Below are 11,404 nucleotides of genomic sequence, written 5' to 3' on the forward strand. Positions count from 1 at the left end.
TTTTAACCGAATTCCTTTCTCCCGACGAAATTGCGGCTCGACCGCTTGATGATTTAATTGATTTTTTGGTGGAGAAAGGTAATAAACATTTTGCTGATCCTAAAGCTACTGCTGAAAAACTAAAAATCGCTGCTCGTAATGCTCATAGGTTAAGGGGTAACCTTTTGGAACCTGTCAACTTGATTTTAGCTACTAGCCTTGAAACTATTAGAACTTTAGAAAAACAAATTAAAAATATTGATAAAGCTATTGCTAAAGAAATAGCCCATTTTAAGCATACCCTTGATTCTGTCCCTGGCCTTGGCCCGGTTATCTGCGCCGGTATTATTGCTGAAATTGGTGATATCCACCGTTTCCCTAATGATTCAGCTTTAGCTAAATTTGCCGGCTTAACTTGGCGAGAGCATCAGTCAGGTGAATTTGAAGCTGATACTACGCCACTTACTAAAACCGGTAACGCTTATTTGCGTTATTACTTAATTCAGGCTGCTAATTCTGTTCGTCAGTACGAGCCTGAATACCGTGAGTTCTACTCCCGTAAATTCCGGGAAAGCAAAACTCACCATCATCGCCGTGCTTTAGTCCTTACCGCACGTAAATTAGTGCGTATGGTTGATGCTCTGCTGCGCAGCAACCAACTTTATCTGCCCAAGGGGCAAAGGAGGAATCTTGCTTAATATTTTTTAAATCCTAATTTCCATTTTTGTTACTTGTTTCCATGTTGTTTGGATTCAGGACGGTTTTCTATTGCCTTTTTTAAGTCTTAACTTCGAAAATTTTTGACCTCATGGTCTTGACATATTACCGTAGGTCTTTTAATTTTTATCTGGAGGGAGGAAGTGGGTTCACACCTCACTCCCGAAGGTTTACTTCGGGCCAGTGGATTTGCAGTCCACGGGGGCCACCAGACCCTTTCCTCCCGTTTTTATGTTATATTAATTTATTTTATTTGTAAAATTCCATTTTGTTATTTTATCTCTTGAAATTATTGCAAAAAGTAATAAAAAAACCGGAAGGTTTTCCTTCCGGTTAACCAACTTTTTTCTGAAATGTGACCTTGTTTCTCTGTAAAATCGCCAGCGTCCGCATCATTTCATTACGCATAATGGTTAATCCTTCATCAACTCCCATCCCCGGTTTAACCAGGAGTTGAGCCGGGCCTGTAGCAAGTCCCACATGAACGGTAATTTTGGCCGATACATCGGTTTCATTGCAGCTACCGCCCAAATAGGCACCGGTACCCTTTTCCTTGGCATATAAAACCGCTTCGATAATATCGTTTACCCCACCTAAATCGGGAGATTTAATTTGCACCATCCCACCGGCACCAGCATCAACAAATTCTTTAATGTCAGATAGATTATTACACCACTCATCGGCTACAATAATCACCTTACTTCCCAAAGTAATAAGTTTTTCCTGCAAGTATTTTAGTCCTTCAATCTGCCTTTCTTTTGAGCCAAGGTCCACCGGCCCTTCTATTTGTAAAGGATGGGGAGCAACCTTTTCTTCCAGTCTTGCTAAGTAATCGGCTATCCGGTCTAAATTATCATTAAATACCGTTCCCAGGGTACCGTAAACGTCAAAGTGAAACACCGGCAGGTAATCGGGGTCACCCAAGGTTTTTATTCTTTGTTTTAACCACAATGCGTATTCGGTTAAATTTTTCCCTTCCTCCCCGGTTTTGGCAGGATGGTTAAATAAACCATGGGGCAGAACATCAACCCGTTTTAAGATCATTTTATCGGCATTGATATACCGGTCGTCCCCCGACTGGGCAAATAGCGGCACCGGATTTAAAGTAAGGTCGAGCCCATACTCTTCCGCAATTACTTCGGCCATAGTAGTACGGTTTATCTTAGCCACCGCATCTAAGAGGGCCTGAGTTAAACCGTAACGTAAAGCAGTGTGGTATCTCTTACCCTGTTTATCGGTAAGAGTAGTAAAATAGCGGGCTGCTTCCCTAAAGCGAACGAGGTTATACCCTACTAATTTAGGCTTAATCTCTTCCTCAAGGACTTCTATAAAATTTTCCGCTAAAAAGACCGGATCCCGGCCATCTACCCCTGAATATTGTACCGCCACGCAATCACCAACGGCTATTTCGCCGTTTTCCAAGAAAAGCATTATCGAGACCGCCTCTCCTCCCTGGCGCACCCGGGAAAAACCAGGGGTTAAAGGCTTCCCTTTATAGGTAAAGCCATCGGCGACAGCACCGCTCTTTATTGCTTTCTGGTCATCAAAATAAAACCCGGAACTTCCTTTAACAAAAAGGACATCTTTTATTCTCATTGCCACCGCCCCCGTTTTGTATATTGTATACAGTATAATTTTAACTTTATTTTAAAAAACCTGCAAGGGCGTAGGCTTCTTATTTAAAAAAAATTCTTTTTTCGATAAAGGAATCAGCAAGAGAATATTGAATATATATATTAATTTGTGAAATTGGTAGCAGAAAGGAGAAACGAAATGAACGATACTTTCTTAAAAGCTTGCCGTCGGGAAAATACTCCCTATACGCCGGTGTGGCTTATGCGTCAGGCAGGACGTTACATGGGAGAATACATGGAAATACGAAATAAGTATTCTTTTTTGGAAATGTGTAAAACTCCCGAACTGGCTGTAGAAGTAACCCTGCAACCGGTAAGAAAGCTTGGAGTTGATGCAGCCATCTTATTTGCTGACATCCTCCTCCCTTTAGAAGGAATGGGCATTGGTTTTCGTTTTGCCAGAGACGAAGGTCCGGTAATTGACAATCCGGTTAGAACCATAGATGATGTGAAAAAAGTTCGGGTTATTACTCCTGAAGAAGATGTTCCGTATGTTTTGGAGGCTATAAAAATTTTACGCCGGGAGCTTGCCGGCAAAGTACCGCTTATCGGCTTTTCCGGAGCCCCTTTCACTTTGGCCAGTTATATTATAGAAGGAGGCGGCTCCAAAAATTATATTCAGTGCAAAAGGTTAATGTGGGAAGCTCCGGAGGCCTGGCATGAGCTTTTAGGAAAAATTGCTGAATCCACAGTTCGGTATTTAAAAGCACAAATTGCGGCAGGAGCCCAGGCGGTCCAGGTTTTTGACTCCTGGGTAGGAACCCTTTCCCCGGAAGACTACGAAAAGTATGTTTTACCTCACAGCAAATATGTTTTTGACAATCTAAAAGAAACAGGAGTTCCGATCATTCACTTTGCCAATAATGCCGGTAGTATGTTAGAATTAGTAGCTGCTGCCGGCGGCGATGTCATTGGCCTTGACTGGAGGGTAAGTCTTGACCGGGCCTGGCAAACCGTTGGTTTTAACCGGGGCGTTCAGGGTAATCTCGACCCCGTAGCCCTTTTTGCCCCTAAAGAAGTAATTCGCCAGAAAGTAAAGGAAATTTTAATTAAAGCCGGGAAACGCCCGGGACACATTTTTAACCTGGGCCATGGCATCCATAAGGAAACCCCCGTGGAAAACGCCCAATACTTAGTTGAAGTAGTCCACGAATTGAGCAGTTTAAGTTATGAACAACTTTTGGAGGCTTAAAAGATGAAAGCCGTAGTTCTGGTGGCCTTTGGCTGTCCCGATTGTTTGGAAAACATTGGACCTTTTATGGAAAGAATCATGGGCCGAACGCCTCCGCCAGCACTGATTGCAGCTGTCAGGAGTCGCTACGAAAAAATCGGCGGAAAATCCCCGCTAACGGAAATAACCAGCCAGCAGGCCAGGGCTTTAAAAACTTTACTGGGTTCCGAGTTTTTAGTGGATTTTGCCTACCAGTACTGGCGGCCGGAAATCCCTGAGGTTGTTTTTAATTTAGTCCAAAAAGGGGCAAAAACTATTTATTTTCTGCCGATGTCCGCTTTTAATTCCCAGGTTTCCACCGGAGCCTATCAAAAAACAATAAAAAATTTAGAAGAAAAATTCCCGGAAATTAAATTTTATTTTAAAGGTGGACTGGCTGAAGAACCGTATTTCATCGAAGCTCACCGTCAGCTTCTAACAACGGCTCTACAACCTTTTTCTCCAAAAAACACCGGAATCATCTTTACCGCCCACAATTTGCCCAAAAAAGCTATAGAGCAGGGCGACCCCTATTTTGCCGAGTTTTTAAAGACGGTGGAAGCAATCGCCCGGACCTTTCCTTTTCCCTGGAGGTATGCCTTTCAAAGCAAGGGAAAATCGGGCGAAGAATGGTTAAAACCGGAAGTAGATGATGTAATTATTTCCTGGCAAAACCAGGGTGTGGAAAACATTATAGTTAATCCCATCGGCTTTGTAGCCGACCATATTGAAACGCTGTACGATTTAGATATCGAGCTTAAAGAAAAGTTTTCCACTGTTAATATCGTAAGGCTTCCAGCTTTAAATGACCATCCTTTATTAATTAAAGCTTTACACCAACTGGTACAAAAAATGGAGGGGTAAAATTGCCAGATTTCTTAATAATAGGTGGGGGTATAGCCGGACTTGCTGCTGCCTATGAATTATTCCGCGAAGGTCAGGATTTTATCTTAATTGAAGAAAACGATTATTTCGGTGGTAAAGTTAAAACAATAGAACGCGAGGGTTTTATAATCGAAGGTGGTCCCGACTGCTTTCTCTCGGAAAAGCCACAGGTATTTCAAATTGCCCGGGAACTTAAATTTGAAGATAAAATTATCGGTACCAATGATGAATTTAAAGGTACTTATATTCTCTCCGGCGGAAGGCTTCACGAGCTACCGGAAGGACTAATGATGATGGTACCTACCAGAATAATCCCCTTTGCTTTAAGCCCATTGATTTCCTGGCCGGGAAAAATCCGCATGGGTATGGACCTGTTTATTCCCCGGAAAAGAGATGATGAAGACGAAAGCCTTTACAGCTTTGTAACCCGGCGTCTTGGCCGGGAAGCTTTAGAAAAAATTGCCGAACCTTTAATTGGTGGGATTCACGCGGGAACCCCAGAAGAAATGAGCGTTAAGGCAAGTTTTCCTCGCTTTGTAGAGATGGAAAAGAAATATGGAAGCCTTATCCGGGGAATGCTGGCGGCGAAAAAAGCTTCCTCAAATAGACCTAAAACTAAGTCTAATACCACTTACTTTATGAGCTTTCAAAAGGGTATGGGAGAACTTGCCGAGAATATTGTTAAAAATCTTCCCGACTACAAACTTTTTACCGGCAAAAAAGCCGTTAAGGTTACCTATCAAAAGGGAAAATACCGGACCTATTTAACTGATGGGGAAATAATTGAAAGTAAGCACGTTATCCTGGCAGTGCCCGCTTATAATGCGGCAGAACTTTTGGAAGAGATAAATAAAGACCTGGCTGAACTTTTAGCCCAGACCGGCTTTGCCTCTTCCGCTACAATCACTTTAGCCTATAGAAAAGAAGACTGGCCTTTTAAAGTAAATACCTTTGGCTTTGTAGTTCCCAGGATAGAAAAACGACATTTAATGGCCTTAACTTATAGTTCTGTAAAGTGGAGCTACCGGGTACCCGATGATAGCTATCTTTTAGTCCGGGGTTTTTTAGGGGGAGCTACCAACCAGAACGATGTCTTTTTACCGGAAAAAGAGATGGTCGAACTGGTTTTAGCGGAAATAAAAGATATCCTCGGTGTTACAGCTAAACCCCTTTTTTACGAAATTTTCCGCTGGCCCAGGGGGATGGCCCAGTATAAGGTTGGTCATTTAGAGAGACTTGCCAAAATCGAGGAGTTGGTTTTTGAAATGCCGGGACTTGCTTTAGCCGGTAGCTCCTACCGGGGAATCGGAGTTCCCGATTGTATTAAAAGCGGCCGGGAGGCGGTAAGAAATCTTTTAAATAAGTAAAAGAGGGTGCCAAACTTACACCCTCTTTTTTCTTTAATAATTGCTTTTAAGCCATTCTTTCTTCCAGTAAGGCTGAAACTTCGCTCGATGCAAAACTTCCCATTTCCCGCATGACTTTGGTAGCGGCTTCCAGGAAAAAGGCTCCAAAAACTCCCCCGGTTCCTTCCCCAAGGCGCATCTTTAGATGAAGATAAGGGGTTAACCCCAGGTATTCCATCATCAGCTTATGGCCCGGTTCGTCGGATAAGTGGGAAGGAAAAAGGAAGTTTTTAGTCTTTGAATTTAGAGAAACGGCTAACATTGCCGCCGCGGAAGAAATAAACCCATCTATAACTACCGGCACCCTCCGGGCTGCTGCCCCTAATATTAGGCCAGCAAGGCCACCAATTTCAAAACCGCCAACTTTAGCAAGGACATCAACCGCATCGTTTTTATCCGGCTGATTAATCCTTAACCCTTTTTTGATTACCTCTATTTTCTTTTGTAAGATTTCAGCTTTAATCCCCGTTCCCCGACCTACCGCCTGCTCTACGGGAATATCCATTAAAACCGCTAAAATCGCTGCCGAAGGTGTAGTATTGCCGATGCCCATATCCCCGGTAATTAAAACCTTGCTTCCTTGAGCGATTAAATCCCGGGCAACCTCTACCCCGGCCATTATGGCTTGTAGGGCTTCCTCCCGTGTCATGGCCGGGCCTTGGGTAAAGTCAGACGTACCGGAACGTACTTTTTTAACGATAAGCCCGGGTAAGTTAAGCTCCGCCCTGACTCCCATATCTACAACCTTAACTTCTACCCCGGTATGCCGGGATAAAACGTTAATTCCCGCTATACCTTCAAGAAAACAGCGGGTCATCTGGGCTGTTACTTCCACGGGAGCAACGCTCACCCCATGTTCGGTTATTCCGTGGTCGCCGGCCATAACTACCACCGTTTTCCTGCTTAAATTCGGCGCAAGCTCTCCGGTAATCCCGGCTAATTTTACCGCCATTTCCTCCAGGACTCCAAGGCTTCCCGGCGGTTTGATCAGGCTGTCTAAGTGCCGCTTTGCTTTTTCCATAGGCTCCGGGTAAAGCTCCCCAATCTGGTTTAAAACTTCCGTTAACATAGTTCATCTCCCCCTTTTATAATTTAAAAAGCCCACAGCAGTTCTACTGCTGTGGGCTTTACCATCACCCACGCTTAAAGCGGTATCGCCGTACCGCTAAAGCTCCACCTTTTGGCAGGTCTTCTGGCTTCCGGGTCATTGCCCTTTGATAAAACCTTCCCGCAAAAAGCAGTGGTTTTATCGGCTCTCCGGTTACAGCGGCGGGACCGCGCAGGACTTGCACCTGACTTCCCTATTCTCCCCTGATGGGGCACCAAAAGGCGTTTATGAAATTTTCTTGGTTTTATATTCGCTATTAATTTGAAAATTCCTCTTTTTTTATAAAATTTAATACGGCCAGGGATAGGTCAGATAACCGTGTTTTAACAGGCAGTTTCTTAAAGCAAAGCCACCAATTAGTTGAGCAACCGCAAGGGCCCCAAATCCCCAGGACAAAAAGTTTCCGGTAAAGAACATATAACCGCTAAGAATTAACGGAAAAAGTAAACCCACAATTAAAAGGCCCACTTGAAAATTAAATTTCTTCCACATTTCCTGAAAACCGTACCAGGCTTCTACCGGGCCGTTATGGGCATGCTCGTAAAAAGCAATGAAACCTCCCGAAATCACCAAATTTGCCATAAACACTACCAGGTTAAAGGTAAACGTTGACCCATTATTAGCCGGGCCAAACAAAGCCGGTATCGCTGCAAAAGCAACTCCAAAACTATTTATTAAAAACAGCACAGGCAAAAGAGGAGTATGCCATAGCGGCACCGATACCGGAGCAGAAATTAATCCGCCGGAAATCACCGGAAATAAGAATCCGGCTAAAGCTCCTATACCGCCAAACAAAAGCCGTAAGCTTTCCAAGACCGGTATAGAAACGTAAAACGGCAAAACGTATAACAATGCACCGCCAAAACTTAAAGCAATTAAGACTACGTCCCAGGAAATCCCGGAGGTTTTAATATTATTTAAAGAATATATCGCATTCAGCGGCCGCTCTAAGTCAAGAAAAAGAAGGGTCAAACCCGCCAAGGCAAAAAGTCCCATCCCAATAAGCATGCCGTAATTGCCAACTGGCGACCAGCTAAAAAGGTAATGCAAAATAAACGAAAGAGAAATAAACGCCCCGCCAATACCTCCCAGCAGCAAGTATACCGCTAAAGGCCATTCATAAGCTTCCTGACGTTCAAAAGGCAGACTATTTTCAACTGACATCGGCCATCCCCCCTTAGTAAATGTAAAAGACCTTGGGTTTGGTATTTAAATCCGGTCTTAAAGGCTTGGCAATTCCTGAAGCCACCAGTTTGGCCACTTCACTGTGCGGATCATCTAAGTCCCCAAAAATCCTGGCATGAGCCGGACAGGTTGACACGCAAGCCGGTTCCAGGCCTCTTTCTACCCGGTCAAAGCAAAAAGTACACTTGTCAATATGCACCACTTTATGTTGTGAAAGTTCCCCGTGAATTTCCCGGTTTTTGGCAACATCGTTCTTATCGTAAACATACCGGGCCCCATAGGGGCAGGCCGCCATGCAGGCTTTACAACCAAGACAGGTATCATAATTTACCAGAATGCTGCCGTTTTCATCCCGGAAAGTTGCCTGAGATGGACAGATGGTTAAACAAGCCGGTTCTTCGCAGTGCATACAAATTGTTGGTACAAAATGCCGGCCGGTATTGGGATATTCACCTTTTTCGATATCCAGCACCCGGGTGCGCCACTTATCGGACCAGTAGGGCGTCTGATTTTCGGTGGCACAGGCGGCACTGCAGGCCTGACAGCCGACGCAGGTTCGAAGGTCAATTACCATTCCGTAGCGTGCCATTGTTCTCCTCCTTACTTTATTATCCTAACGGTAAATTCCTGAGACTTAAAACCGGTCACAAAAGGTTCTACTTTATACGGAACTAAATTATTTAAAGGAATACCCATTCCCGCTGCGTTTTCTAACAGGGGGTTTTTGGTACCAAAGCTTGACGAAATAAATACGGTATCCGGCCTAATCATTTCCGTTAAAAACACTACCGCTTTCGCAGAATACTCCGGATTTTGGGCGTTTTCCAGTACCACCACATCACCATCTTTTAAATTTAAACTCTTACCTTTTTTCCGGTTAACCCAGACCCCTAAAAACTTCCCGCCTTTTACTTTCGACAAAGCCATTAAAAGGGGGTTATTGGAGTTGGTAGAAGCATATGACACCGTTGGTACTTTACCGTAAATAAAATGAAACTCGTTGGCCGCAAGTTTTACATCTTTTGTTTCCGGCGGAATATAAACAAGTCCCGGGTCCCAGTTTTTCTGATAACCGTACATTTGGACGAAACCGGCCATTAAGTAGGAGTAGAACTCCAGCCGCCCGGACATGGTGGGAACCGGCAGGTGTTTTAAAAGGGTTCCATGCTCCATTAAATGCTCCTTGGTTTCTACCAAAATAACCCCTTTTTCCCGCATTTCCTTTTCGAGTTTTTCCGGAGTAGTTTTTAGCATCTTGGCATAATGTTTAAACGAAACGTTGCGCATGGCCCGGGTAAAGGTTTGTTTTCCTTCCAAAGCCTTGCCCACTTCCTGCTTGATATCTTCATGGTCAAAACCAGCCAAAGCCGCAACGGTAGCCATGAATTTTTCCAAATTACCAAAGCCTATAGCAAATTCAAATAAAATATCGGTAGTACCTTTAGCCTGTTCCGGTCCATCTACCGCTTTAAACCGGGTGGTGTAAGCGAGATCCGGTGATGGTCCGGCCCCGTAAATAAACGGCTCATCCCGTTCGATGTAGTTTAAGTTAGGTAAAATAACATCAGCATATAAGGTCGTATCTGAGGGCAGCACGTCAATAGCCACCACAAGGGCCAAATTGGGATTAGTCAGAATTTCCTGCCAGCGGCTTTCAGGATAGTAATGGCGAATAGGGTTGGATGCATTTAAGATAATTGCTTTAATGCGGTACGGTTCACCGTTAAACATTAATTTCCCTTCTACCGCCTCTTTTAAACCGTAATCGGAAAAAGCGGGGAAAACGATAGTTTCCTTGCCTTCGGCTTTATCCTGCATAACCTTGGCAATAGCATAATGGGGATGGCCATGATACCAGGAATTAGGATCAAAAAGGATTCCTGAAGCTTTTAAGGGAAATTGGATTCCCGGAAGGTACAGTACCGGACCTTCATCCCCGGCTTTCATTTTCTCCATCGCCAGCATGATTTTTTCCCGGTATTCGGCAGACATTAGCCAGCCGCCAACGGTATCGATACCACCTACTAACGCCTGCAGCATCGCCTGAAGTCGCCGGGTATTAATAACGTTTTCATAGCGCGCACCGTGCCAGCCGGGATCCATCATTGCCGGTCTAATCGTACCAAACTCCACCGCAATTCTCTCAATGGTTTCGGCAGGTATTCCGGTTTCTTCAGAAGCCCACTCTGGAGTATAAGGAGCTGATTGTTCTATTAAAAGTTCAAAAACAGTTTTCAATTTCTGGCCGTTAAAGGTTACACCTTCCGGTAAGGTTAAAACCGGCCGAATTCCCTTGCCATCAACATCGGTATAATTGTGGTTAAAGTAACCAGGAATTTTCCGGATTTCCCCGGAAATTTCATCATAAACAAAAAAGGCTTTGGGGTATCCCTGCTCGTTTTGCTCCATTAAAGGTACAAACATCCCCTGATGTTCAACCATTAAAAACGGCATATTGGTATGCTTTACCACATATTCCCGTTCAAAAAGTCCGCGCCGCAGGATAACGTGAATCATAGCCAGGAAAAAGGCGCTGTCAGTTCCGGGTTTGATAGGAAGCCACTCATCAGCTTTAGCCGCCAGTTCTGAAAGCCTGGGATCCAAAACGACAATTTTTGCCCCGCGTTTTTTAGCCTCCGCCAATCGAACCAGGCGGCTGGTGGAAGCAGCAGCAACTCCGGAATTGGTCATAGAAAAGATAATATATCTGGCATTTTCAAAATCCGCTAAAACTTCATCGTGGACGTTAAAGTTACCGGTGACCATATCGGTGCCCAAATGACCGCTGGCTACACACTGCTGCATAGGAGCAGCTACGATGTTGGGGATACCGTTAGCAATGGCAAAGCCCAAAGCTAAAGGCATGTAAAAAACACAGGAAGTCCATCCACCCATCATGGTAATTTCCCAGGGCATAATCTGGTGTTCCTGCATTTTTTGCATTATGTAGCTGTAAGCTTCTTCCCAGGTGGCGGGCTTAAAATTCCATTCACCCCGTTTACTTCCTGGAACCCGAATTAGAGGTGTAGTAAGCCTGGCCTGGTCGTAGGTCTGGCGAAAACCGGCCTGTCCCCGGGCACAGGCTTTACCCCGGTTTAGAGGGCTATTTTCATTTCCCTCAATTTTTACCGCAACTTTTTTCCCGTTAACCTCTTTTACCCCTACTTTGAGGTTGCAGACGGTAGAACAAAAGTTGCAAATTGTTGGTACCCACTCCACCTCCCTTGAAGAAGATCCCTGTTTCTTTTTAACTTCCTCCACCTTTCTTGGATTCATGCAA

Annotated in this window: 9 protein-coding genes and 1 riboswitch; of the genes, 4 read left to right on the forward strand and 5 right to left on the reverse strand. The window is 44.4% G+C overall.

The genetic code is table 11. The features are described from left to right. The coding region (locus tag CARFE_RS0101380; RefSeq protein WP_028051471.1) for an IS110 family RNA-guided transposase at positions 1-677 on the forward strand (677 nt) is incomplete at its 5' end. Positions 678-1,029: 352 nt separating this feature from the next. Here CARFE_RS0101380 and CARFE_RS0101390 read toward each other — a convergent pair. Beyond that, complete coding sequence (locus CARFE_RS0101390) at positions 1,030-2,292, reverse strand: methylaspartate ammonia-lyase (protein WP_028051472.1); 1,263 nt, start codon at positions 2,290-2,292, stop codon at positions 1,030-1,032. Between the two features lie 177 nt (positions 2,293-2,469). On the opposite strand from CARFE_RS0101390, the gene hemE reads away from it, so the two are divergent. Genes hemE through hemG form a run of 3 tightly spaced genes read left to right on the forward strand, consistent with a single transcriptional unit; the run spans position 2,470 to position 5,792 of the window. After that, positions 2,470-3,522: a uroporphyrinogen decarboxylase gene (hemE, locus tag CARFE_RS0101395; protein ID WP_028051473.1), complete on the forward strand. Its 1,053-nt coding sequence runs from the start codon at positions 2,470-2,472 to the stop codon at positions 3,520-3,522. Between the two features lie 3 nt (positions 3,523-3,525). Then, entirely contained in the window at positions 3,526-4,404 is an 879-nt protein-coding gene (gene hemH / locus CARFE_RS0101400) for a ferrochelatase (RefSeq protein ID WP_028051474.1), read from the forward strand. Between the two features lie 2 nt (positions 4,405-4,406). Next, positions 4,407-5,792 (forward strand): protoporphyrinogen oxidase, encoded by a 1,386-nt coding sequence (gene hemG, locus CARFE_RS0101405; protein WP_028051475.1) that lies wholly within the window; start codon positions 4,407-4,409, stop codon positions 5,790-5,792. 46 nt (positions 5,793-5,838) lie between these two features. Here the strand turns inward: hemG and cobT are convergent, their stop codons facing one another. The 4 genes from cobT to CARFE_RS0101430 form a co-directional block, all read right to left on the reverse strand. Next, positions 5,839-6,900 carry a nicotinate-nucleotide--dimethylbenzimidazole phosphoribosyltransferase gene (cobT, locus tag CARFE_RS0101410; RefSeq protein WP_028051476.1) on the reverse strand — a complete coding sequence of 354 codons (1,062 nt, stop codon included), beginning with the start codon at positions 6,898-6,900 and terminating at the stop codon, positions 5,839-5,841. Positions 6,901-6,996: 96 nt separating this feature from the next. Continuing rightward, a riboswitch (cobalamin riboswitch) is annotated at positions 6,997-7,173 on the reverse strand. Positions 7,174-7,227: 54 nt separating this feature from the next. Beyond that, positions 7,228-8,103 carry an NrfD/PsrC family molybdoenzyme membrane anchor subunit gene (nrfD, locus tag CARFE_RS0101420; protein WP_028051477.1) on the reverse strand — a complete coding sequence of 292 codons (876 nt, stop codon included), beginning with the start codon at positions 8,101-8,103 and terminating at the stop codon, positions 7,228-7,230. 13 nt (positions 8,104-8,116) lie between these two features. Further along, positions 8,117-8,713 (reverse strand): 4Fe-4S dicluster domain-containing protein, encoded by a 597-nt coding sequence (locus tag CARFE_RS0101425; RefSeq protein ID WP_028051478.1) that lies wholly within the window; start codon positions 8,711-8,713, stop codon positions 8,117-8,119. A gap of 11 nt (positions 8,714-8,724) precedes the next feature. Beyond that, positions 8,725-11,400, reverse strand: coding sequence for a molybdopterin-dependent oxidoreductase (locus CARFE_RS0101430; protein ID WP_028051479.1), 2,676 nt, complete (start codon positions 11,398-11,400; stop codon positions 8,725-8,727). Positions 11,401-11,404: the final 4 nt, after the last annotated feature.

Source organism: Carboxydothermus ferrireducens DSM 11255, from assembly GCF_000427565.1.
Lineage (GTDB): Bacteria > Bacillota > Z-2901 > Carboxydothermales > Carboxydothermaceae > Carboxydothermus > Carboxydothermus hydrogenoformans.

Coding starts and splice junctions, on each gene's coding strand:
- hemE (WP_028051473.1), top strand. CDS start 2,470: ATGAACGATACTTTCTTAAAAGCTTGCCGTCGGGAAAATACTCCCTAT.
- cobT (WP_028051476.1), bottom strand. CDS start 6,900: ATGTTAACGGAAGTTTTAAACCAGATTGGGGAGCTTTACCCGGAGCCT.
- hemH (WP_028051474.1), top strand. CDS start 3,526: ATGAAAGCCGTAGTTCTGGTGGCCTTTGGCTGTCCCGATTGTTTGGAA.
- CARFE_RS0101425 (WP_028051478.1), bottom strand. CDS start 8,713: ATGGCACGCTACGGAATGGTAATTGACCTTCGAACCTGCGTCGGCTGT.
- CARFE_RS0101430 (WP_028051479.1), bottom strand. CDS start 11,400: ATGAATCCAAGAAAGGTGGAGGAAGTTAAAAAGAAACAGGGATCTTCT.
- CARFE_RS0101390 (WP_028051472.1), bottom strand. CDS start 2,292: ATGAGAATAAAAGATGTCCTTTTTGTTAAAGGAAGTTCCGGGTTTTAT.
- nrfD (WP_028051477.1), bottom strand. CDS start 8,103: ATGTCAGTTGAAAATAGTCTGCCTTTTGAACGTCAGGAAGCTTATGAA.